19 protein-coding genes are annotated in these 23,264 nt (G+C 63.0%); 8 read left to right on the plus strand and 11 right to left on the minus strand.

Annotated elements, in window-relative coordinates:
- Positions 1–92 precede the first annotated feature (92 nt).
- The 11 genes from VGK27_03545 to VGK27_03595 form a co-directional block, all read right to left on the minus strand.
- Complete coding sequence (locus VGK27_03545; protein ID HEY3489182.1) at positions 93–3,047, minus strand: type I restriction endonuclease subunit R; 2,955 nt, start codon at positions 3,045–3,047, stop codon at positions 93–95.
- Between the two features lie 409 nt (positions 3,048–3,456).
- The gene (locus tag VGK27_03550; GenBank protein ID HEY3489183.1) at positions 3,457–3,786 is read right to left on the minus strand and encodes a hypothetical protein; all 330 of its coding nucleotides are present in this window, start codon (positions 3,784–3,786) and stop codon (positions 3,457–3,459) included.
- Positions 3,787–3,836: 50 nt separating this feature from the next.
- Positions 3,837–4,118, minus strand: a complete 282-nt coding sequence (locus VGK27_03555; protein HEY3489184.1) for an ATP-binding protein — start codon at positions 4,116–4,118, stop codon at positions 3,837–3,839.
- A 19-nt stretch (positions 4,119–4,137) separates the two neighbouring features.
- Entirely contained in the window at positions 4,138–5,079 is a 942-nt protein-coding gene (locus tag VGK27_03560; GenBank protein ID HEY3489185.1) for a phospholipase D family protein, read from the minus strand.
- On the minus strand, positions 5,076–6,434 hold the full coding sequence (locus VGK27_03565) for a restriction endonuclease subunit S (GenBank protein HEY3489186.1): 1,359 nt from the start codon (positions 6,432–6,434) through the stop codon (positions 5,076–5,078). The genes VGK27_03560 and VGK27_03565 overlap by 4 nt, the downstream gene beginning before the upstream one ends.
- On the minus strand, positions 6,431–6,556 hold the full coding sequence (locus tag VGK27_03570; GenBank protein ID HEY3489187.1) for a hypothetical protein: 126 nt from the start codon (positions 6,554–6,556) through the stop codon (positions 6,431–6,433). Before VGK27_03570 ends, VGK27_03565 begins: the two co-directional genes overlap by 4 nt.
- Positions 6,553–8,892 carry a class I SAM-dependent DNA methyltransferase gene (locus tag VGK27_03575; GenBank protein HEY3489188.1) on the minus strand — a complete coding sequence of 780 codons (2,340 nt, stop codon included), beginning with the start codon at positions 8,890–8,892 and terminating at the stop codon, positions 6,553–6,555. The genes VGK27_03570 and VGK27_03575 overlap by 4 nt, the downstream gene beginning before the upstream one ends.
- A gap of 77 nt (positions 8,893–8,969) precedes the next feature.
- A complete protein-coding gene (gene gyrB / locus VGK27_03580) occupies positions 8,970–11,441 on the minus strand; it encodes a DNA topoisomerase (ATP-hydrolyzing) subunit B (GenBank protein ID HEY3489189.1) in 2,472 nt (823 codons plus the stop codon).
- Between the two features lie 135 nt (positions 11,442–11,576).
- A complete protein-coding gene (gene dnaN / locus VGK27_03585) occupies positions 11,577–12,704 on the minus strand; it encodes a DNA polymerase III subunit beta (protein ID HEY3489190.1) in 1,128 nt (375 codons plus the stop codon).
- 197 nt (positions 12,705–12,901) lie between these two features.
- The gene (gene dnaA / locus VGK27_03590; GenBank protein ID HEY3489191.1) at positions 12,902–14,260 is read right to left on the minus strand and encodes a chromosomal replication initiator protein DnaA; all 1,359 of its coding nucleotides are present in this window, start codon (positions 14,258–14,260) and stop codon (positions 12,902–12,904) included.
- A 271-nt stretch (positions 14,261–14,531) separates the two neighbouring features.
- Positions 14,532–15,392 carry a hypothetical protein gene (locus tag VGK27_03595; GenBank protein HEY3489192.1) on the minus strand — a complete coding sequence of 287 codons (861 nt, stop codon included), beginning with the start codon at positions 15,390–15,392 and terminating at the stop codon, positions 14,532–14,534.
- A 136-nt stretch (positions 15,393–15,528) separates the two neighbouring features.
- Between VGK27_03595 and rpmH the strand changes: the two genes are divergently transcribed.
- The 8 genes from rpmH to rsmG all read left to right on the plus strand — a co-directional run bounded on the left by rpmH (position 15,529) and on the right by rsmG (position 23,103).
- Positions 15,529–15,684, plus strand: a complete 156-nt coding sequence (gene rpmH / locus VGK27_03600) for a 50S ribosomal protein L34 (GenBank protein ID HEY3489193.1) — start codon at positions 15,529–15,531, stop codon at positions 15,682–15,684.
- 22 nt (positions 15,685–15,706) lie between these two features.
- Positions 15,707–16,120 (plus strand): ribonuclease P protein component, encoded by a 414-nt coding sequence (gene rnpA, locus VGK27_03605; GenBank protein HEY3489194.1) that lies wholly within the window; start codon positions 15,707–15,709, stop codon positions 16,118–16,120.
- A complete protein-coding gene (yidD, locus tag VGK27_03610) occupies positions 16,087–16,338 on the plus strand; it encodes a membrane protein insertion efficiency factor YidD (protein ID HEY3489195.1) in 252 nt (83 codons plus the stop codon). Before rnpA ends, yidD begins: the two co-directional genes overlap by 34 nt.
- On the plus strand, positions 16,338–17,996 hold the full coding sequence (yidC, locus tag VGK27_03615) for a membrane protein insertase YidC (protein ID HEY3489196.1): 1,659 nt from the start codon (positions 16,338–16,340) through the stop codon (positions 17,994–17,996). Before yidD ends, yidC begins: the two co-directional genes overlap by 1 nt.
- 75 nt (positions 17,997–18,071) lie before the next feature.
- Positions 18,072–19,424, plus strand: a complete 1,353-nt coding sequence (mnmE, locus tag VGK27_03620; protein HEY3489197.1) for a tRNA uridine-5-carboxymethylaminomethyl(34) synthesis GTPase MnmE — start codon at positions 18,072–18,074, stop codon at positions 19,422–19,424.
- 71 nt (positions 19,425–19,495) lie between these two features.
- Positions 19,496–21,406 (plus strand): tRNA uridine-5-carboxymethylaminomethyl(34) synthesis enzyme MnmG, encoded by a 1,911-nt coding sequence (mnmG, locus tag VGK27_03625; GenBank protein HEY3489198.1) that lies wholly within the window; start codon positions 19,496–19,498, stop codon positions 21,404–21,406.
- 455 nt (positions 21,407–21,861) lie between these two features.
- A complete protein-coding gene (locus VGK27_03630) occupies positions 21,862–22,368 on the plus strand; it encodes an N-acetyltransferase (protein ID HEY3489199.1) in 507 nt (168 codons plus the stop codon).
- A gap of 33 nt (positions 22,369–22,401) precedes the next feature.
- Positions 22,402–23,103 carry a 16S rRNA (guanine(527)-N(7))-methyltransferase RsmG gene (gene rsmG, locus VGK27_03635; protein ID HEY3489200.1) on the plus strand — a complete coding sequence of 234 codons (702 nt, stop codon included), beginning with the start codon at positions 22,402–22,404 and terminating at the stop codon, positions 23,101–23,103.
- Positions 23,104–23,264: the final 161 nt, after the last annotated feature.

A 23,264-nucleotide genomic window follows, 5' to 3' on the forward strand; every position in this document is an offset into this window, starting at 1 on the left:
AGCATATGGAATATCAGCAACTTACGAAACATAGGTGGGTCAAGCACAAGACCGAAAGGGTCACGTTTAAATTCTGGCTCATTACCACTATGCTACATGCTGGTCAGGTTGAACACCATGTCGGTCACGTAGCGGTTAAACGACGGGTTCTCGACAAACTGCCTGTAGACCTCGGTGTCGTCTTTGAGCAGCGTGAGCATCACGCGGGCGAGCGCCTTGTCGTGCTCGATGCGGGCGGTATTGGGCGTGTTCTTTTTCGCGTTCTGATAAGCAGGATCGGCGGCGACCTTCGTGGCGATGTCTTCCTGGATCCGTTTCGCGACGCGGTCGGCATCGGAAAAGAGCGTTCCGAACGTCTCGTTGAACGACTTGAGGATGTTGCTCAGACGGTCCATCTCGGGTTCGGGCTTGTGCCCGCCGCCGCTGGCCGGAACCGGGCCGATCGCAGCGTCCGCATCCGGCAGTGCGATCTTCATTGCGGCCTGTTTCTCGGCGCGGTAGCTGTCCATGTCGATCGATTCGAGGATGCCCCGGGCTAGATCCACATCATTCGGCGAGGGCAGTTTCGCCACCAGGAAGTTCAGGAAGATGGAGAGCTTCTCCCACTCGGCATTGTTGTACGGAAGGATCGACGCGAGGAAATCGTAGGTGCGGGTAAACGCCTTCGCCTTCCCTTTGAAATCCACTTGCCCGTCCTCGTCGAGCTGCTGATACGCAGCCACGCAGACATCCAGCAGCGGATCGAGCGTTTCCCGGCTCTCGCCTTCCAGATACCACGCGACGAGTGTATCCACCTGCTCCTGCGAATAAATCTGTCGGGCGTCCAGCTCGGCTTTCAGGTCGTGCAGCTTGTTCGGGTCGGTCTCCTCGCTCAGGATGGTCGTCCGGTAATAATCCGAGAACGCCAGCGCGATCGCATCGGCGTCATTCATGAAGTCGAGCACAAAGACATCGTGCTTCTTCGGATGGGCGCGGTTCAGCCGCGATAGAGTCTGCACGGCCTTGATGCCGGACAGCGTCTTGTCGACGTACATCGTGTGGAGCAGCGGTTCGTCGTAGCCGGTCTGGAACTTGTCGGCGCAGATAAGGAATCTATAGGGGTCTTCCCGGATCCGGTCGGCGATCTCCCCGCTCGGGAAGCCGTTGAGCGATCCTTCCGTCACCTTCGCCCCGCCGTATTCGTGCTCGCCGGAAAATGCGACAATCGGCTTGTACGGGCTCTTCCGCTCCTCGAGGCATTTCCTGATGGCGTGGTAATACTGGATAGCCCGCTCGACGCCGCTGGTCACGACCATCGCCCGCGCCTGCCCGCCGATCTTGTTCAGCGCCAGCACCTGGTCGTGGAAATGATCGACCATGATTTCGGCCTTGAGGCCGATGGCGTAGTCGTGACTCTCGACATACCGCCGCAACTTCTTCTGCGCACGCCGCGCATCGAACTCCGGGTCGTCCTCGATCTTCTTCACCAGCTTGTAGTAACTGTTGACCGGCGTGTAGCTCTTGAGCACGTCGAGGATGAACCCTTCCTGGATGGCCTGCTTCATCGTGTAGCTGTGGAAAGGGCGATGCGCGGTCTTCCCCTCCGGGCCGGGAACCGCTTCCCCGAACATCTCGAGCGTCTTGTTCTTCGGCGTGGCCGTGAACGCGAAGTAACTCGCATTGGTCAGCATCTTCTTCGCCAGCATCCGCTTTTCGAGCGCATCGTTGACCGTGTCTTCCGGATCGGGGTCGGCCAGCGCCTGGCTCATCGCAGCGGCGGTCTTGCCGCCCTGGCTCGAATGTGCCTCGTCGATGAGGATCGCGAAAGTGCGATCGCGGTGCGAATCTCCGATCTCGTCGAGGATGAAGGGGAACTTCTGCACCGTGCTGATGATGATCTTCTTGCCGCCCTCGATGAACCTGCGAAGGTCGCCGGAATTCAAGGCGTGCCCGACGGTTGCTTTCACGTGCGTGAACTGTTTGATCGTGTCGCGAATCTGCTTGTCGAGTATTTTCCGATCGGTAACGACGATGACCGTGTCGAAGATGTCCTTGTCGTCTTTCTTCAGCCCGATGAGCTGGTGCGCGAGCCAGGCGATCGAGTTCGACTTCCCGCTGCCGGCGGAATGCTGGATCAGGTATCGCTTGCCGGCGCCGCTCGCCCTCACATCGGCCAACAGTTTCCGCACGAGGTCGAGCTGGTGGTACCGCGGGAAGAGCTGCTTCCGCACGACCTTCTTCGTCTTCTCATTCTTCTCTTCGACGAGCTGGGCGTAATTCTCGAGGATGTCGGTGAGTCCCTGCGGCGTCAGCAGCCGCTTCCAGAGATAATCGGTCTTGAGCCCTTCCGGATTGGGCGGATTTCCCGCGCCGTCGTTGTAACCCCGATTAAGTGGCAGGAACCAGGACGCCTTGTCCTTGAGCTCGGTGCACATCCGCACTTCGGAATCGTCGACCGCGAGATGCACCACGCACCGGCCGAACGCAAACAGCCGCTCGCGACGGTCGCGATCGCGACGATACTGCTCGACGGCATCCTCGACCGTTTGCTTGGTGAGACTGTTCTTTAACTCGAACGTGGCGATGGGGAGGCCATTGATGAAAAGGACCAGGTCGAGCGCACGCTTCGTCTCGTCGAGACTGTACCTGACCTGCCGGGTGATGCTGAACCGGTTCAGGGCATGCAGTTCGGCGGCTTTCTCGTTGCCGGGGGAAGGGGTGCCGTAAAAGAGGGCGATATCGTGCGGACCGTGCTTCACGCCGTGTCGCAACACGTCGACCACTCCCCGCTTGGCGATCTCCTTTTCCAGACGGGCGAGAAAGGCGCGGCGGGCGGGCGTGTCGGTCGTCAGTTCCAGCGCGGCGGCAACCTTGGACTGCGTCGCCTCAAGGAAGGTCCGAAGATGGACGATGTCGACGCAATAGCTCCGGTCGTAGTCCTTCGGGTCGCCGGACAGCCAGCCCGTCCCCGCGCCGGCCGGTTCCGACGTAGGCCAAGGCCGCCCGGTCATCGCGGTCACGATCAGGCTCTCAAGACCCTTTTCGCTCGTGTCGGTCGGCAATGCCAAGCCCCTCCCAAAATCAACGACCCGTCAACGAAATTTCCGGGCAAACGGCACAACCTGGCCGCTTTGATAGACTCGCCTGCTATCGGGATTCTGACCCGGTCAAGTTATCAAAGCCTAACACGCTGAAAAACATAAACATGCTGTTTGTGCCTTATGGAAGTACCTTGATTAAATTGCTCGCCGGCGCGCCAATCTATCAAAGCGCCTTTTCATCCCTCTCCAGACGAATCGACTAACCGCCATTGGGATCGGAATTTACTGCCCGCATTCCGAATTTTCCCTTTCCTGGCAAGTTCCGACAGCATGTTATGAACCTTGATCTTTTTTTGCTTGTCGGAAAGGACTTCGGGCAATTTGCCAAACAGGAGGTTGTCAATCGTTTCCCGATCCACAGGCCCATGCTCGCGAATCAGCGAGCGGCGTGCGTCACCGCACCCTGTTTCAACACCTTCGCCTTGTTGAGAAAAGTCCGGTCGTCCCATCCTGCGACTTCGCCCGCCTGGCCCGGATGCTTGATGACGAATTGCTCACGCGCTTTGGCAATGGCTTCCGGATCGAGGTCGTCCAGCGTCGCCGATTCGCATCGCTCGGCCGACCAGTCGCGTCCCTTGGCCCAGATGGCCCTGGCTTTCCCGGGATGCCTGTTCAATTCTGTCGTGCTTGAGCCGACCCGGACAGAATGCTTGCCCAGAAAGGAGACCGGCTGGTTTCTTGCCGGCGAAATTTCGAACAGGACCACTCGCCCATCCGGATGGTCACCGATATGGACCTCGAATCCCGGATTCGGATTCAGCCCCGCAGCAAGCCAGTGGAGAAGGTCCTCTGGTTGCCTTTCCCTTTTTCAGCGTAGGGATCGAACCGGGGCCCGACAACGCGATGCGTCGAGTCATCGATGCCGAACACGAGATACCCTCGGGTCTTGTTGTGCAGGCACGCGGAGTTCGCGAGGGCGGACAGATTTTCACCGATCCGTTGTGGTTCGTGGTTGTTGGCCTTGAATTCCAGCCACTCCGTTTCGGTCGGTTCCGCACGAAGACGGTCGACAAGAGCGATCAACACCCTGATATCCATCGTTATGCGCTCGCCTCTCTCACCGGTTCCAGACTTCGAGGAGCTGTCCGGCAAACTCCCGGCTGACTCGCCCCTCTCGGTCGAGCCTGACTTTCGATCCCGGACCCAAGCGCTTGATCAGGTTTGTCAGGGAGATTCGCCTCTGGTCAGCCCGCTCCAGATAGACAATAGTCGTATTTTCTCGTCCCTCTTTCCACGGCTTCAAATGCACAACGACCCCAGGAGGGGACACCAGCTTCTTTCCCCATCCTTCGTCGGATATCTGGATAATCCGATTGCCGATTCCGATGGGACATTTACCAATAAAGGTAAATCGCTCCAACTTGTTTATTCCTGGTTTCTCCATTTGTTCAATCGCCACTTTTTCGCCGGCTTCCTGTGCCTCCCGGCTGCCTTCCGGAAGGTCCCTATCGTAAAGGTGTTCTATTCGAACCGGATCGAGTGCGAGTCGACCGCTGTTCCGGGTAACACCCTTCTTCCGGGTGCCACCGTCCGGAACTCGCGGGGGCTTGTAGATGTCTGCCAACCGCTTGAGCATTTCGAGACCAATCGGCTGAAGGCACAGCCCACGTACGAATTCCCGGGCTGAAGCAACCGCGGTTGCTTCCGTCGTTTTGATTACGGCTTCGACGAGATTGCGCGCCGAATTTCTGGAGACATTCGCGGAACCGATGATCGCCGTCCTGCCGATCACGAACACCTTGGCGTGAAGATTCTGAACGGTGTAGATCCGGATGCCTTGCCTCATCATCTTCTTCAATTCGGCCGGGCAGGTCTGGCCGCTCTTGACGGCCGATTCGCTGGCGTCGACGACCAGCCGACTTCCGGACGGCAGCGGCAACATGGCGCCAGCGCCCTGTCCGAAGTAGGCGACGGCGACAGACGCTGCAGTCTTCGACCTCTTCGCCGCATCCGTGATTGTTGGCCACACATCCCGTTCAGTCAGCAATCGGGTGCTCATGCCCCGGCCTCCGAGGCTTCGTCGTCCGGATCCGCCTCGAAACCTTCCACCGCTTCGGCTTCAAGAGGTTCGGAATCCTCGACCTCGTCGGGCAGCGAGGCGGCCGCCTCGCGCACATCCAGCTTCCCGGTCACCACGTCGGCGATCAGGCGGGTGCGGTATTCGCGGAGGAGGGAGATTTCGCGCTCTGTGCGATCGAGGACAATTTGTACCGGAGCGGTTGCCTCTGCAATAAACGCTACTATGGCTTTCTGTTCTTCCTCTGGCGCGGCACATATCGCAATACTCATGAGTCGATCTTGGGTAAGTTTCGGTTGTGCAGCCCCTGTGATCCAGGGTCGATAATTAAGGGTTTCTAAGAATCCAGCCAAATATTCGATATTGCCGCGCTTGGGCTTCAAAATGTGTGCGTGGTTATTCACCCAATACTTACCGCGAGCGATTATGGCAAGCGGCAGATTGCGTAGAACAAGATTCGCTCCGTCCTCGGCGATCAGCAGCAAGTCCTCGGCGAACAGATAATCGTCCACCTTGTCAATGACACCCGACGCACCGTAATAGTCATACAGGCGCGAGATCATTCTCCCCCGTTCAACAGAATTTATTGGGATCCGCCGCGTGTTAAGGCAAGAAAACTCATTCTTCATTCGCGATAATTCCCAATGCGCCGGGATTTCGCCGAGCCAGGGGATGCCGGAATCCTTGAGCGGGACGCTCGGGTCGAGGCCGCGGGTGACGGCGCGGTGGATGATGACCTGCTTCTGCTCAGAAAGCAGCGCGATCGTCTTCCGCTTCGCCCGGATCGCCTTCTCCAACCGCCGGTTCGCGTGATCGAGAAAACGCCCGATGGCATCCTGTTCGTCGACCGGAGGAACGGGCATCTCGGCGCGGGCCAAACGACAGTAGTCGATGTTCTGCCCTTCACGGATACCGGTGACGAAAAGCGTCAGCGCGTTGATGAAGTCTGGCGATTTGAAGAAGTGGGTGAAATAACTTTTCCGGGCACCTTCGCGCGGTGTGAGGATCGTATAGGCAGGGCTGATGATCCCTCGACAATGCGCGATTTCGATGCCTCCCTGGAATGACCGCAAACTGATGACGAAATCATCGGGTTCGACCAGTTTGAGAAGGTGCAGATCTTTCTGAGCTGTTACAGTCCGACTTCCGTAATCTTCCTTCCGCACAACTCCCTTGGTCTGCGTCGCCGCAAGCAACGGCTCGTCGGGATAACCCTTTTGGGTCCGTTCTCGGAACAAGACTTTCATCCGACGCTGAGACCAATGCCCCGGCACCGCCCCGAGCCACGCTACCCCCGAGTCCTTGTACTCAAGGTATGGTTTGAGACCGTCGATCACGCCTTGCTTCCCCGTCCCGCGAGCGATTGCCGCGTCATGAACCCGTTGAGCGCTTCCAGCACCGCCCGCCCTTCCGGGGCGACTTCCGGGGTGAAAACAGTCACTGTGGCACGACGGATCATTTTCCACCCCCAATGATCTGCTCTAGCAGCCCTTCGCTCTCCTTCTCCAGCGCCAGGATGTCGGCGCGGATTTCCTCGAGCGGGCGCAGCGGCTGCGGTTTATAGAAGTGACGGGTGAAGCTGACTTCGTAGCCGATCTTCGTCGCCTCTTCCTTGATCCATGCGTCGGACGTGTAGGGCAGCACTTCGCGGCGAATGAATGCCTCGATGCCGCCTTCTTCGAGCAACGGCACCTGCTCGGTGTCGCGCAGGTCGCTGTCGGGCTCGTATTCGACGACGCACTTCTTCCCGTCGATCGTCGCCTCGAACAGCCCGCAAAGCGGGTCTGGCTTGACCCTGCCCGGCTTGTGGATCTTCGCGATGACGGGCGGCGCGTCCTCGTCGGAGCGACTGACTGCGCGCAGGACGAGCTTGAGCATTGCGGCGGGGACCTTCAGGTCGAGCTTTTCGAGCGCCTCGGCCACCGCCTTGCGGAACGCGTTGTGGTCTTCGAACGGCTCCCCGCCGAGCGCTTCGCGCAATTGCATCGCGAGTTCCACGAGCTGCCCGTCACGCTCCCACGTCTTCCCGTCGAGCAACTTTTTCTTTTTCTTCTCGGACAACCCCTTCTTCGCGGTGCCGTCCTCGCCTTCCTCTTCCTCGTCGTCGCCCGAACCCCATTCGGCCAGACGCTTTTCCAACGCCTTTTCGACCGAGGCAAAATCGTCGAACAGCGCGTCGCCAAATTCGTCATGGAGCTGGGCGCGCAGTTCCTCGTCGCCCGACGCGAACCGGAGCGATTCGATCGCCGGCAACGTCAACTGGCTGACCAGCCGCAACGGCCGCTCGACGGTCACTTTCCAATAACCGAACGCCGCGTTGGGGAAGATCTTCGACTGCTCCGTTTCCTCGAACGCGAGGTAGGCATCGCAGATCCGGCGGATGTCCTCCTCGGACAGCTCGCAATTCTTCTTGCCCAGGTTCTTGCGCAGCGGCTTGAACCACTGGCTGGCGTCGATGAGCTGCACCTGCCCCTTTCGATGGTCGGCTTTTCGGTTGCCGATCACCCAGATGTATGTGGCGATTCCGGTGTTGTAGAAGAGGTTGAGCGGCAGGGCGACGATCGCCTCGAGCCAGTCGTTCTCAATGATCCAGCGGCGGATGTTGCTCTCGCCCTGGCCCGCGTCGCCGGTGAAGAGCGACGAGCCGTTGTGCACCTCGGCGATCCGGCTGCCCAGCGGCGTCTTGTGGTTCATCTTCGCGACCATGTTGGCGAGGAAGAGCATCTGCCCGTCGCTGGAGCGGGTGACGAGCGAATATTCGTTATCTTCGTCATGGCTTACCAGGAAGCGGCCGTCGAGGATGCCGTCCTTCCCGCCCATCGCCTCGAGATCCTTCTTCCAGCTCTTGCCGTACGGTGGATTGGAGAGGAGGAAATCGAACTCCATCGCGGGAAACGCGTCGTGGGAGAGGGTGGACCATTCGGCCCCGCCAACGATGTGGTCGGCGTTCTCGCCTTCGCCTTTGAGCAGCATGTCGGCCTTGCAGATTGCGTACGTCTCGGGATTGATCTCCTGCCCGTAGAGGTGCGTGATGACCTCGTTGCCGCGCTCGGCCGCCAGCCCTTTCAGCGTTTCCTCCGCGACGGTCAGCATCCCGCCGGTGCCGCACGCGCCGTCGTATAGAAGGTAAGTGCCCGACCGGATCGCATCGGCAACCGGCAGGAAGATGAGGTTGGCCATCAGCTTCACCGCATCGCGCGGCGTCCAGTGTTCCCCGGCCTCTTCATTGTTATCTTCGTTGAACTTGCGGACCAGCTCCTCGAACACCGTGCCCATGGCGTGGTTGTCCATGGCGGGCTGCCGGACCGAGCCATCGCCGTTGAGGACGGGATTGGGGCTCAGGTTGATGTCGGGGTCGAGGAACTTCTCGATCAAGGTCCCTAGTGCGTCGGCCTTCGAGAGCGTGGAGATCTGGTTGCGGAACTTGAAGTTCTCGAGGATGTCCTGGACGTTCTGGGAAAAGCTGTCGAGATAGGCCTCGAAATCCTGCCGGAGTTGCTGCTGGCTGCTGCGCGACTTGAGGTCGCGGAGCGTGAACTTCGAGGTGTTGTAGAACGCCTGCCCCGCGGCCTGGCATAGCGCGGCGCGCTGCTCGGTGATGCCGGCCCGGTCAAGCATTTCCTTGGTATCGAGCACAGCCCGTTTGGTCGGTTCGAGTTCGGCGTCGAGGCGTCGGAGCACGAACATCGGCAGGATGACGTCGGGATACTTGCCCCGCTTGAACAAATCGCGCAGGACATCGTCGGCGATGCCCCAGATGAACGAGACGATCTTGTTGTGGGTGGCCTGGTCCAAATCGAATCACTCCCGATAAAAAAAGGGGCCTGTGGAGGCCCCTTCAAGATTTTGCTGGTTACAGGATCGTCGCCGCCTCAGATATCCAGCGACGACACGTTCAGCGCGTTGGTCTCGATGAAGCGGCGGCGCGGCTCGACCACGTCGCCCATCAGCTCGGAGAAGATGATGTCGGGGTCTTCGCCTTCGCCGATCTCGACGCGCAGCAGGTCGCGCTTGGTGGGATCCATCGTGGTCTCCCAGAGCTGCTCGGGGTTCATCTCGCCCAGGCCTTTGTAGCGCTGGATTGTGTGGCCCTTCTGGGCGGCCTCGAGAAGCTGGGTGAGCAGGCACAGCGGGCCGTCGGCCTCGGGAAACGTGCCGTCGCCCTCGAGCCGGTAAGGCGGGGGGAGCGTCTCGCGCAACGACGTGAACAGCATGTTGGCTTCGCGAAGTTCGGCGGAGGCCAGAAGCTTCCGGTCGATCTTGTATTCCATCGGGAAGCCGCCCCGCTTCCAGCGGAGGACGACGCGCACCGACTCGCCGTCGGCTTCGGGGTCGTTCTCGACGGTGAAGCCCGAGAAGATGATCTCGGGACGCGCCGCCTTCATCCCGGCGACCAGCGCTCCGAAGTAAGCACGAGCCGACGCCTCGTCGGAAAGCGCCGCGAGCCCTTCGGCCGCGGTCTCGCCCAGCGGCATCAGGACGAAGGGCGACAAGCCGCGCCGCTCGAAGCGGGCGGCGAGCCCCTCGAGGCGCGAAATCTTCTTGAGCCAGACGATCAGCGCCTCTCCCGAGAGCGGTTCCCGGCCGGCCGCAGTCGGAGAGACCGAGCGGACGCTGCGACTCGCCGCGCCGTTCCCGATCAGGTGGTCGCGGAACGCCGACTCGTCTTTCAGGTAGGTCATCTCCTTGCCCTTGCGGATGCCGAAAAGGGGCGGCTGGGCGATGAAGATGTTGCCGTTCTCGACCAGCGGCTTCATGTTGCGGAAGAAGAAGGTGAGCAGGAGCGTCCGGATGTGGGCGCCGTCGACGTCGGCGTCGGTCATGATGATGATCTTGCCGTAGCGCAGCTTGCTGCCGTCGAAATCGTCCTTGCCGATGCCGGTGCCCATCGCGGTGATGAGGCACCGGATCTCTACGCTCGACAGCATCCGGTCGATGCGCGCCTTCTCGACGTTGAGGATCTTGCCCCGCAAGGGGAGGATCGCCTGGAAACGCCGGTCGCGCGCGCCCTTCGCGGAGCCGCCTGCCGAATCGCCCTCGACGAGGTAGAGCTCGCAGAGCGTGGGGTCTTTCTCTTGACAGTCGGCGAGCTTGCCCGGCAGCGACGCCGAGTCGAGCGCCCCCTTGCGTCGGACCAGGTCGCGCGCCTTGCGGGCGGCATCGCGCGCACGCGCCGCCTCGACCGCCTTCTCGATGATCTTCTTGGCGACCGCCGGATTCTCTTCGAAGTAGGTGTTGAGCTTTTCATAGACGAGCGAGTCGACCAGCCCCTTGACCTCGCTGTTGCCCAGCTTGTTCTTGGTCTGCCCCTCGAACTGGGGCTCGGGCACCTTGACGGAGATGACCGCAGTCAGCCCTTCGCGCAGGTCGTCGCCCGACAGGTTCTCCTTGACGCCTTTGAGCAGGTTTCCCGCGTTGGCGTACTGGTTGATCGCGCGCGTCAACGCCGAGCGGAAGCCGATCAGGTGCGTGCCGCCGTCGTGCGTGTTGATGTTGTTGGCGAAGGCGTAGACCGTCTCCTGGTAGGAGTCGTTGTATTGGAGCGCGACCTCGGTGCGGACGCCTTCCCGCTCGCCGTCGATATAGACCGGCTTCGGGTGCAGCGGGATCTTGCTGCGGTTGAGGTGCTCGACGAACGAGGAGATGCCGCCCTCGTAATGGAAATCGAGGCTCTTGTCGTTGCGCTCGTCGGTGATCGTGATCTTGATGCCGGCGTTGAGGAACGACAGCTCGCGCAGACGCCCCGAGAGCGTGTCAAACGAGAACTCGGTCTCGGTGAAGATCTCGGCGTCGGGCTTGAAGGTGACCCGGGTGCCGGTCCGCTTGGTGGTCCCGATGACCTCGAGCTTGGTCGCGGTGATGCCTCGTTCGAACGTGAGCCGGTGGACCTTGCCGTCGCGGCGGATCTCGGCGACGAGCGTCTCGGAAAGCGCGTTGACCACGGAGACGCCGACGCCGTGCAGGCCGCCCGACACCTTGTAAGTGTCGCGGTCGAACTTGCCGCCCGCGTGCAGCACGGTCAGGACGACTTCGGCCGCGGACAAGCCGCCCTCTTCCGCCATCGTGTCGACCGGGATTCCACGCCCGTTGTCGTCGACGGTGACCGAATTATCGGGATGGATCGTCACGACGATCGTGTCGCAGAAACCCGCCATCGCCTCGTCGATCGCATTGTCGACGATCTCGTAGACGAGGTGGTGCAGCCCGTGGACATCGGTGCTGCCGATGTACATCGCCGGACGTTTCCGGACGGCTTCCAGCCCTTTGAGGACCTGGATATTCTCCCCGGTATAGTCGGCCGCGCCGTTTCCGTTGACCGGAACGTCGTTCACTTCGTCTGTCATGGCGTATCGTTTCTCCGGAGGAGTGGTTTGCGGATGATCAACAAGCCATTATACAACGAAAAGGGGCCGGCGTCCCTTTACGGATACCGGCCCCGGAGTCGATGAACCATAAAAAGTGCGGGTAAGAAAACGCGGCTAGAAGATCCTCATCGGCATGATGATCGCCAGGAACGAAGGCTCGCTCTCGGGCCGGATGACCGCCTGCGACACATCGTCCTTCATCTCGATCACCAGGTTGTCCTCGCCGACGCCGGAGACCGCTTCCTGGAGATACTTTCCGTTGAAACCGATCTTGAGCGGCGCGCCCGCGTACTCGATGTCGAGCGCATCGCTGGCTTCGCCCAGGTCGGGGCTGGTGGTCGACACGTCGAGGCGGTTGCCCTCGAACGACAGCCGGACGCTGTGAACCTTCTCGGGCGCCATGACGGCCACGCGCTTGAGCGAGGCGAGGAACGCCTCCTTGGGCACCTTGGCCGAGAGGGGGTTCCCCTTGGGAATCACCTGACGGTAGTCGGGGAAATCGGCCTCGAGCAGACGGACCCAGATCTCGGTATCGCCCTTGCCGACGAAGAGAAACTTCTCGGAGGCCGACAGGTCGATCGCGCCGGGACCGGCCTCGGCCAGCTTGCGGATCTCGATGAGCCCCTTGCGCGGAACGAGCGCCTTGCGGCCGGCCAGCAGCGCGGCGATCCCGGGAACCTCGGCGTCGGAAAGCGCCAGCCGGTGCCCGTCGGTCGCCACCATTCGCAGCATCGACTTGCCGTCGAGATCGTTCTGCTCGAGCAGGACGCCGGCAAGGTTGTAGCGCGTCTCGTCGCTCGAGGCGAAAGGGCTGACGCGATCGGACAGCTTCCGGAACAGCTCGCCGTCGACGCCCACCGACGCGGAGGTCGGCTTCTCGGGCATCTCGGGGAACTCGGACGCCGGCAGCCCCGCCAGTCGGAAGTTCCCGCTCTTGCCCGAGATGCGGACGGAGGTCCCCTCTTTGGTCGTGGCGATGGTCACGTCGCCCTTCGGAAGCACCTTGGCGATGTCGTAGAGCTTCTTGGCGGGGAGCGCGATCGATCCTTCGGCGGTCACGTTTGCCGAAACGATGTTGCAGCGAATGACGATCTCAAGATCGGATGCCACCATCGTGAGGCCCGTCGAATCGGCCTTGATGAGGGCATGCGAAAGCACAGGCATGGTGTGGCGGCGTTCCGAGACGCCCTGGATCCGGGAGAGAAGCCCTTCGAGCTGGTCGCGGTCCACAGTGAAGTTCATCGTCTTCCTCTTTCTGTTTTAGAAATTAAAAAAGCCGAAGAAGCAGAAGGCGCTGTGGAAATGGGGATAACCGTTGGAAGTGCCCGAGATGCCGGCCGAATCGATTCGACCGGGCTGGTGACGAACCGACCGGGGAATCCACAGCGCAAGCGGCACGCACCGACTTGTCCACAACGTCCACAACTGCATCCACACGGTTATCCCTCGAGCGCCTTGCGGAGGGTGTCGACCGTGTTTTTCAAAGATACATCGTCCTTTATCTTTTGCTCTATCTTTTTTACGGCGTGCATGACGGTCGTGTGATCCCTCCCGCCGAAGCGGGTCCCGATGTCCGGGTAGGAGAGCGGCGTCATCTGTCGGAGGAGGTACATCGCGATCTGGCGAGGCAGCACGACGACCTTGTGCTTGCGGTCGGACTTGAGGTCGGACACCTTGACGCCGTGAAGCTCGGCGACCGCCTTGAGGACGGCCTCGGGCTGGATTTCCTTCGGGGTGGCGTTGATCAGCGAGGCGAAGACTTTCTTCGCCAGCTCGACGGTGATGTCCTTGTTCATCAGGGAGGAGTGTGCGCCAAGCTTGTTGAGCGCCCCTTCGAGGTCACGGATGTTGTTGGTCTGGATGGTGGAGGCGAGGAAGAACGCCACCTCCTGGGTCAGCGGGATCCGGTCGGTCTCAGCCTTGCGATTGAGGATGGCGACCTTGGTCTCGAGGTCGGGGGCGCCGATGTCGGCGACCAGCCCCCATTCGAAGCGCGACTGGATCCGCTTCTCGAGGTCGGGGATCTCGGTGGACAGCTTGTCGCTCGTGACGACGATCTGGCGCTGGTGGGAGTAGAGGGCGTTGAAGGTGTGGAAGAACTCCTCCTGCGTCTGCTCCTTGCCCGCGATGAACTGGACGTCGTCCATGAGCAGCATGTCGACGTTGCGGTATTTGGACTTAAAATCCTGCATGCCGCCGCGCTGGTGCCGCATGCTGCTGATCATCTCGTTGGTGAACTTCTCGGCGTCGATGTAGCAGACCTGCATCGCGGGGTTCTTTTCGCGGACGAGGTGGCCGATGGCGTGGAGCAGGTGGGTCTTTCCGAGGCCGACGCCGCCGTAGATGAAGAGCGGGTTGTAGGTCTGCCCGGGGTTATTTGCGACCGCGAACGAGGCGGCATGCGCGAATTCGTTGGCTTTTCCGACGACGAAACGGTCGAAGGTGTAACGCGGGTCGAGCCCCCCGAGCTGACGCGCCGGCTGGGCCGGTGCCGGGAAATCGGTCGTCGTCGCGGAGGACGGTTCGGAAGGGGAGATCGCGGGGGCCGATTCGTCCTCGAGCACGACGATCTCGATGGCGGAAGGCTCGCCGAAGCGGAAAGCGGCCATCCGCTCGACGAGCGGGAGGTAATTGTCGGTCACCCACTGCTTGTAGAAGGGGGCCGGCGCTCCGATCCGGAGCAATCCGTCTTCGCGGGATATGAAGCTCAACGGGCGGAGCCAGGTGTTGAACTCGTGGTCCTGGACCTGGTTCTTGAGGTCGTCGAGAAACAGGTACCATTCGTGGGGGGTGGTCAATTAAGCGTCTCCGGATGGGTCGGCATTACGGACGGGCCCGAAAAAAGCTTCGTATTTTCAGCAGTTAAGGACGTGTCAAGCAGGAAAGTTGCCAACACGTTTGTCAACAGGTGTGGATAACCTGAATAGTCCTTATATATTGGGTGGATGGAAGGGAAAAATAACTCGGAACACACCATGGAATCACCACCGGGTCGCGCCCTCGGGAAGGCTGTGGACAACTTCACCGGGAAAAGCGGAGCGGGAAGATTATCACCGCAGGAAACGGGAATCAAGCGTAATTTTCCGGCTTGGCGGAAGCGGCGATCTTCCGGCGGTAGCGGTCCCAGTCGATCGTCACCCGGGTGCGGTGGGCTGCCTGCCCGCTCTGGGCAAGGTATCGGTCGGAGCGGAAATAGCGGCGAAGCGGACCGTGGACCGGCAGGATCTGCTCGGTCGGGTGCCAGGGGAAAGGATCGCCCGTGCGCGCGTCGACCAGTGCGCCCTCGCTGACCGCCTCGGAAGCCAGGGCGAGCGGGATGCCGGAGAGGTCGCGCATCATCGCCTGGAAGGTGCCCTCGGCGATCGGATCGAAGAAGCGCATCGTGCGGGCGTAGAACTGCGCCGTATGGAAGTGGTCCGGAATGTCGAGGATGCCGTCGATCACCAGCTCGCGGCCGAGGCTGCGGAGCAGCTTGAGGCTCTCGGGGAGCAGGCCGAGGCCCGGACGCTGCTGTCCGGGGAGGCGGGGGCGCCGGTAGTCGAAGACCGCCTCGGGATCGGAAAGGACGAGCCAGTGGATGATGAGCATCCGGAACGCGTCGTCGGGGGTGAAGGGGCCGATCTCGGTCTTCGGGCGGAAGGAGCACAACTGCATCCGCGTCTCGAGCAGGATCCGCTCCCGTTTCTTTTCGCCGGCGTAGAGAAAGATGCGCTGGTCGTCGGGATCGGCGCAGGACATCTCGAGCCGGGGCTCCGGGTAGCCCTTCCTGGCCAGCCCCTGGATCACGCCCGATCGTTCGAGGTGATTGCGGACCCAGTCCTCCCCGAACCGGCCGAAGAGGCGGTTGTCGGGATTGCCGCCGGTCAGCTCGAACAGCAGCTCGCCCTCGGAGGGGGCAGATTCGCCGGCGAGGAACCGCGGGAACGACAACAGTCTGCGAAGGCCGGACCCGCCGGCTTTTCTGGGAGTCATGGGAAGGAGTGTACCACGATCAATATCCGTTGACAGAAGTCAACCTGTTGAATTATATTAGCCATTTCTCTCATGAACAGAAGGAGCTAAAACGATGAGCAAGCGTACCTACCAGCCGTCCAATTGTCGCCGGGCCCGAACCCATGGCTTCCGCGCCCGCATGGCCACCAAGAACGGCCGCCTCGTTTTGGCGCGTCGCCGCGCCAAGGGCCGCAAGCGCCTTACCGTCTCGGTCGGCGGCGGGAAATAGCCGGGGTCGGCGGTCTCCATCGTTGGGCGCCGCCGACTTCGACACCCGATTGCGCTTTCCCAAGTCCGACCGGCTTCGCACCGACCGCGAATATCGGGAGGTGGTTCACAAGGGCGAGCGCACGCGCAGTGCGCACTTCACCATCTATCGCGATTTCCTGGCCGACGACGGGGGCAAGATGGGCATCTCCGTCGGGCGGCGGGTCGGCAACGCGGTGGTCCGGAACCGCATCAAACGGCTGATTCGCGAATTCTGCCGACAAAACCGATCCGTATTCCCGAGGGGTTCCCGGACGGCGATCGTCGCCCGGATGGCCCCTTCCGCCCCGACGTTGCAAGACGTCGGCCGCGAGTTGCTCTCCGCGATCTCGGGGCGCTGGGGCACGAAAGGGGGACCGGCACCGTGCGGGCAACAGACCTCCCCATCTCCCTCCTGAAGGGATACCAGCGGTTCGTCTCGCCGTACCTTGGCGACTGCTGCCGATTCCACCCGAGCTGCTCCGAATACATGATCGCGTCGCTCCGCCTCAACGGCCTTCTGCTGGGCCTGGTCGCCGGGGCCTGGCGCGTCCTGCGCTGCACCCCGTTTTCCAGGGGCGGGGTCGATGTCCCGAGGCGCATCCAAATATTCCCTGTCAAGAGGCATAAGAGCTGATGGAAAAAAGAATGATCCTGGCGATCGCCCTGTCGATCGCCGTTCTGCTCGGCTACCAGTACATTTTTCCGCCTCCGCCCCAGCGTGCGGCGGCTCCCGGCGCGATGGCGCTCAAAGACAACGTCACCGGAGCGCAAGCTTTGGCTCCGAACGCGACCGCGGCAGCCGTGCCGGGCACGCTGGTTCCCGGGACCCAGGCGCCCGCGCGCCTGATCCGGATCAAGACGCCGCTCTACACGGCGGAGCTCTCGACGTCGGGCGGCGGATTGTCGGCCTTCATGGTCGAGCGCTACAAGGACCGCCTGGGCCAGGGCGCAAAGCCGCTCGACATCATCAACGCTTCGCCCGAGCTGCCGGCGCCGCTTTCGCTGTCGGTCGGCCAGAGCACCCCGCCCCTCCCGGCGGCCCCGGTCTACACGACCGACGCGCCCGACCAGCTTTCGCTCAAGGCCGGCGAATCGCGCACCGTGACCTTTTCTTGGGCCGCGACCGATGGCGTCCGGATCACCCGCGAATACGTCTTCACGGGGGGGCGGTACGATTTCGAGATCCGGTCGCAGATCGGCAACGGGAGCACGGCGCCGATCCGGCTCACCCCCGGGATTGCGCTATCCCAGATGTTCCAGGGCAACGTCGGCGGCGCTTCCGACGGCGCCTTCAAGGGCATCGTCGTCGACACCAAGGGCGGTGTCGAGCGGTTCGACCTGAAAGACGTCGACAAGGGCAAGGCGGCTCGCGTCCCGGTGCGATGGGCGGCGGCCGACTCGAAGTATTTCACGCTGGCGGTCATTCCCGAGAAGGAGTGGATGCTCGGCGGCACCGCGCGCGTCTCAGACAACGGCGTCAAGACGACGCTGTCCGACGCCGAGACCGTGGTCAACGCCGGAAACTCCCTTCGCATCAACGTCCGGGTCTACGCCGGTCCCAAGGAACAGGCGCTGCTCGAGAAGAGCGCCCCGAACCTCGAAAAGCTGGTCGATTTCGGCTGGTTCTCAGTGATCGCGCGGCCGGTCGTCTTCCTGCTCGACGCGAGCAACCGCGTCACCCGCAACTACGGGATCGACATCATCATTCTCACGATCCTCATCAAGCTCGTCTTCTACCCGCTGACGCACAAATCGATGACGGCCATGCGCAAGATGCAGGAGCTTACGCCGATCATCGCCAAGCTGAAGGAAAAGTACAAAGACGACACGATGCGCATCAACCAGGAGACGATGCAGCTCTACAAGACCTACGGCGTCAACCCGATGTCCGGCTGTCTCCCGATGCTGCTCCAGATCCCGTTCCTCATCGCCTTCTACAAGGCGCTGATGGTCGCCATCCAGCTCCGCCACGCGCCGTTCGGGCTGTGGATCCGCGACCTCGCGGCTCCCGAGCACCTCTACGACCTTCACGCGGGGGGCTTCACGATCCCGATCCGGCTGCTGCCCCTCCTGATGGGCGGCTCCATGTTCCTCCAGCAGAAGATGACGCCGGCGTCGCCGGGCGCCGACCCGGCCCAGCAGAAGATGATGCTCATGCTGCCGATCCTGTTCACCTTCATGTTCTGGAGCATGCCGACCGGCCTGACGCTCTACTGGTTCGTCAGCAACATCGCCGGCATCGTGCAGCAGCTGTTCTACAACCGGCACGTCGCAGCGGCCAAGGCCGCGTAGCCGACGAGCACCTTTTCGAGGCAACCCCTGCCGGGGCACGGAAACCTTGACGACGCGGCCGGCGCCACCACCATCGTGGCGCCGGCCACGGCGCCGGGGGTTTCCGCCGTCTCGATCGTCCGCCTGTCCGGGCCGGCCGCGTTCGCCGTCGCGGCAGGGATGACCGGGCAACCGGAGCCGCTGTCCCTCCTCCCGCGCACCCTGACCCGCGCGACGCTCGTCGACCGGTCCGGCGCTGCGATCGACGACGCGCTTGTGGCCTTTTTCCCCGGTCCCCGCAGCTTCACCGGCGAGGACATCGTCGAATTTCAACTTCACGGGAATCCCCGGATCGTCTCCCTGGCGTGCGATATTGCCTGCGCCCTGGGCGCCGTGCCCGCCGAGGCAGGCGAGTTCAGCCGGCGCGCATTTCTCAACGGGAAGCTCGACCTGACGCAGGCCGAAGGGGTGGCCGACCTGATCGTCGCGCGCTCCGAGGGCGCCGTCCGGGCCGCACTCTCCCAACTCCGCGGCGGGATCGGTCGACAGGTTGAGCCGCTTCGCGATCGGATGCTGCACCTGCTGACGATGATCGAGGGCGCGATCGATTTTTCCGAGGAGGAGGACGTTCCCGAAGCGGCGCCCGAAACGTTGCGCTCAGAGATCCGGGCCCTTCGGGCGGTCCTCGGAACGTTGTTGGCCTCATGGCGGACGGGACACCGGATGCGCGACGGAGCGACCGTCGTCATTGCCGGCGTGGCCAATGTCGGGAAGTCGCTTCTGCTCAACAGGCTGCTGGGAGAGGAGCGTGCCATCGTCGCGCCCGTCCCCGGGACCACCCGCGACTACCTGGCCGGCGAGGTCGAGCTGGCCGGTTTCCCGGTCCGGTTCGTCGACACTGCGGGGTTGCGTGCGACCGATGACCCGGTCGAGGCGGAGGGGGTCCGGCGCAGCCGGGAGCTCGTCGCCGTGGCCGACCTGGTGCTCTTCGTCCTCGACGGCAGCCGCACGGCCGATGCCGGCGACCGGGCGGCCTACGACTCGGTCGGGCGGCAACCGCACTTCCTGCTGGTCAACAAGAGCGATCTGGCCGGGGTCGAGGACGGTGCCGGATTTGCCGGTGCGGGGCTTTCGGCGCGGATGCGCGTCTCGGCGCGTACGGGGAACGGGATCGAGGCGCTGCGGAAATCGATCGGGGCCGCGCTGTTCCCGGCGGACGATACGGCGCGCGCGGAAGCACCGCTGACGCGGCTGCGGCATCGGGACGCCGTCGCGCGCGCGGACGAGGCGCTGGCGCGAGCCGAGGCGGCGATCTCCCGCGGGCTGCCGATGGAGTGCATCGGGGCCGACGTTCGCGATGCGGCCCGCGCGATGGCCGAGCTGACGGGGGCGATCGCGCCGGGCGAGGTGCTCGACACGATTTTCGATTCCTTCTGTATCGGCAAATAGATTAAAAAGCAGAATACTGCAATATAGCGACTGTTCCACGTGGAACATCGCACCGGGCGGGGACGGGTAGCTTGTACGAATATCCGAAAGAATATGACGTGATCGTCGTCGGCGGCGGCCACGCCGGCTGCGAGGCGGCGCTGGCGGCGGCCAGAATGGGCTGCGCCACGCTGCTGTTGACGATCAACGCCGACACGCTGGGGCTGATGTCGTGCAACCCGGCGATCGGGGGGCTGGCCAAGGGACACCTGGTCCGGGAGATCGACGCGCTGGGCGGCGAGATGGCGAAGAACATCGATGCCACCGGCATCCAGTTCCGGCAGCTCAACACGAGCAAGGGACCTGCGGTCCGCTCGTCGCGAGCCCAGGCCGACAAGCAGGCGTACCGCCTGCGGATGAAGGGCGTGATCGAGGCGACGCCGGGGCTCGACCTCAAGCAGGCGACCGTGGACGCGGTGGTCGCCGAGGGGGGGACGGCCGTCGGCGTCGACACGGACATCGACCTTCGCTTCCGAGGCAAGACGGTCGTCCTGTGCCCGGGAACGTTCATGAAGGGGCTGGTCCACATCGGGCTCGTCAATTACCAGGCGGGTCGGGCGGGCGACTTCGCTTCGCTGAAGCTTTCGGATTCGCTGCGGTCGCTGGGATTTTCGGTAGGTCGCCTCAAGACCGGCACCACGCCGAGGCTTGACGGGAAGACGATCGACTTCTCCAAAGCCGCCGCCCAGATGGGCGACGACCCCCCGGTGCCCTTCTCTTTCGAGAACGAAGCCATCCGGCGCGAGCAACTCCCCTGCTGGCTGACGCACACCAACGCCGCGACGCACGATGCGATCCGCTCCGGCCTCGACCGCTCCCCCCTCTACTCCGGCGTCATCAAGGGAGTCGGCCCTCGGTACTGCCCCTCGATCGAGGACAAGGTCGTCCGCTTCGCCGACAAGGAGCGCCACCAGGTCTTCCTGGAGCCCGAGGGGCAGGGAACCACGGAATACTACCCCAACGGCGTCTCGACGAGCCTCCCTTACGACATCCAGCTGAAGATGCTGCGGACGATCCCGGGGCTGGAGAAGGTCGAGATCATCCGCCCGGGCTACGCGATCGAGTACGACTTCGCCGACCCGGTCCAGCTTTACCCGTCGCTCGAGACCAAGATTGTCCGTAATCTCTACCACGCGGGGCAGATCAACGGGACGAGCGGCTACGAGGAGGCGGCGGCGCAGGGGATTATTGCCGGAATCAACGCCGCGCGCCGCGTCCGGGGGGACGGCCCGGTCGTGCTGGGGCGGGCCGAGGCCTACATCGGCGTCCTCATCGACGACCTGGTGACCAAGGGGGCGACGGAGCCGTACCGGATGTTCACCTCGCGCGCCGAATACCGCCTCCTGCTGCGGGAGGACAACGCCGACCTGCGCCTCTCGGAGATCGGCTATCGGGCGGGACTCCTGCCCGAATCCCGCTACCGGGCATTAATAAGGAAGAAGGAAGGGATCGCAGACTTCGTGGCCGCGCTCGAAAGCCGCCGTGTCGGGGCGGACGACCCGCTGCGCTTCGCCGTCGAAGAAGCCGGGGGCGCCCCGGTTCGGCCGGGCATCTCCTGCCTGGAGCTGCTGCGCCGGCCCGAGGTCACGATCTCGATGCTTTTGTCGAATGTCCCGGAATTGTCCCCCCTTTCGGCGGCGGTGGCCGAGCAGGCGGAAATCACGACCAAGTACGAGGGCTACCTGTCCCGGCAGCAGGTCGAGGCCGACAAGCTGCGCAAGTACGAGATGCTCCGGATTCCGGACGGATTCTCCTTCTCGCAGGTTGGGGGGCTATCGGCCGAGGTGCTAAGCAAGCTCGAAACCGTGCGCCCCGTGTCCATCGGTCAGGCGCAGCGCATTCCAGGCGTCACGCCGGCCGCCGTCGCGCTGCTGCTCGTGGCGCTCAAACGCGCCGGGGCCAGGGCGGCAGGGGACGGGGAAACTCCCGGGTCCAGGGGATGACGTTCCACGTGGAACAAATACCGGCCCTGCGGCAGGTCGAATCGGGATATTCCAGTGGAACGTCGATCGGGCACTGGACGAGTGCGAGGGGGAGTCTACGGCAGGAGAATCTCTTCCCTCCGTGCCGGGAAGGACAAGCCACGCGATCCAACCGGGCTCGGCCTCGGCTCGCGTGACCGTAGATGAGGAATCCCAATAGGAAGCCGGTCCGCCAAGCGGGATCGCGCGGAGCACCCGCCCGTTGGACCCGGGCGAGGGTGGGATACGATGGGGGTCCTGATCCGACCCGAGCGGGAAGGCGACATTCCGGCCATACGGCGGCTGAACATCGACGCCTTCGGCCGTGAAGATGTTCCACGTGGAACATCAAAGGGGAGTACAAACCATGCGATCCGACCAGGATCGGCCTCGGGGCGCGTGATCGAGGTTCCAGGAGAGCAGGGGGGAGGCATGCCGTGGGAATTCTGATCCGGCCCGAACTGGAAGGCGACATCCCGTTCATCCGGCGCCTGAACGCCGATGCCTTCGGCCGGAATTTGGAGGGTGCGCTCGTCGACCGTCTTCGGGCGCGGGGGGCACTGGTCGTTTCGCGGGTGGCGGAGGTCGACGGCATTGTCGCGGGCCACATCGCCCTCACCCGTGTGACGTCGGACGGCGCGGCCCTTTCCGGGACGGGGCTCGGCCCCATGGCTGTCCTGCCGGAGCTACAGCGCGCCGGAATCGGGTCACGCCTGGTCCGGGCGGGGCTCGAGGCGTGCGCGGCGGCGGGATTCGGCTATGTCGTCGTGCTGGGGCACCCCGACTTCTATCCCCGATTCGGGTTCGTCCCGGCGAGCCTGTTCGGCCTGGACTGCAAATGGCCGGTTCCGGACGCGGCGTTCATGGTCCGGGAGCTTTTGACGGGCACGCTGGACGCGGTGCACGGCCGCATCGAATACCAACCCGAATTCGACGAGGTGTGAGGCGCATGTTTCACGTGGAACACATGGGGATCGATGCAGGCCGATAAGAATAGCCTCCCGGGGGGCCTGTTCCCGCTCCCGGTCCTGGAGGCGGCGCTTTCGGGTCAGCGGTTCGTGCTGCCGGACGGCGCCTTGGCGGCGCTAGCCTCCCACGCGGGGGAGATGCTCCGCTGGAACCGGTCGATCCGGCTGACGGCGATCACGGATTTGCGCGAGGTGGCGGTCAAGCACATTCTCGACTCGCTGCTCCTGCTCCGTTTCGCCCCGTTCGAAGGGCGGATCCTCGACGTGGGGAGCGGCGCGGGGTACCCCGGCATCCCGCTGGCGCTCTGCCTCCCCGAATGCGCGGTCACCCTGGTCGAGCCCGTCGGGAAAAAATGCGCTTTCCTGTCGCGCATCGTCGCGATGCTCGGGCTTCGCAACGTCGCGATCGTTCAGGGACGGATCGAACGGAAAGGGGGCGTTGCGCTCCCGCCGTTCGAAACTGTGGTCTCCCGCGCCACGTTTCCCCCGGAGGAGGCGATCCCGCTGCTGGCGCCTCACGTCGCTTCCGGAGGTCGGCTGCTTCTGATGACCGGTCCGGCGTCCGAGGGAGATCTCGCGGCCGGGGGGGCGCGCGCAGACGTCGGGGACGTTTTCCTTTCCGGAACCGGTCTTTCTACCGGACGAACGGAGACCTTCCTTCTTCCATATAATATGGGCGCGCGAACGATCCGGGAATTGCGCGTCTCCTGAGCCTCCGAGAGACGTGTTCCACGTGGAACAACCCGTCACGGGGAGTCGACCGCCATCCGTGACTTTCGTCGCGCGCCGGATTTTCGGTTTCCAAGCGCCATCGTGACGTGGTAAAAAGGATCGCTACCCATTCGATGAATCATCCGCAAGCATCCCGGGGA

The organism is Candidatus Deferrimicrobiaceae bacterium, assembly GCA_036504035.1.
Lineage (GTDB): Bacteria > Desulfobacterota > Deferrimicrobia > Deferrimicrobiales > Deferrimicrobiaceae > JANXPS01.

Excerpts from the sequence above, each read along its gene's own strand:
- rpmH (HEY3489193.1), top strand. The coding sequence starts at position 15,529 with ATGAGCAAGCGTACCTACCAGCCGTCCAATTGTCGCCGGGCCCGAACC.
- rsmG (HEY3489200.1), top strand. The coding sequence starts at position 22,402 with ATGCAGGCCGATAAGAATAGCCTCCCGGGGGGCCTGTTCCCGCTCCCG.
- gyrB (HEY3489189.1), bottom strand. The coding sequence starts at position 11,441 with ATGACAGACGAAGTGAACGACGTTCCGGTCAACGGAAACGGCGCGGCC.
- VGK27_03555 (HEY3489184.1), bottom strand. The coding sequence starts at position 4,118 with ATGGATATCAGGGTGTTGATCGCTCTTGTCGACCGTCTTCGTGCGGAA.
- dnaN (HEY3489190.1), bottom strand. The coding sequence starts at position 12,704 with ATGAACTTCACTGTGGACCGCGACCAGCTCGAAGGGCTTCTCTCCCGG.
- VGK27_03570 (HEY3489187.1), bottom strand. The coding sequence starts at position 6,556 with ATGATCCGTCGTGCCACAGTGACTGTTTTCACCCCGGAAGTCGCCCCG.
- yidC (HEY3489196.1), top strand. The coding sequence starts at position 16,338 with ATGGAAAAAAGAATGATCCTGGCGATCGCCCTGTCGATCGCCGTTCTG.
- VGK27_03560 (HEY3489185.1), bottom strand. The coding sequence starts at position 5,079 with ATGAGCACCCGATTGCTGACTGAACGGGATGTGTGGCCAACAATCACG.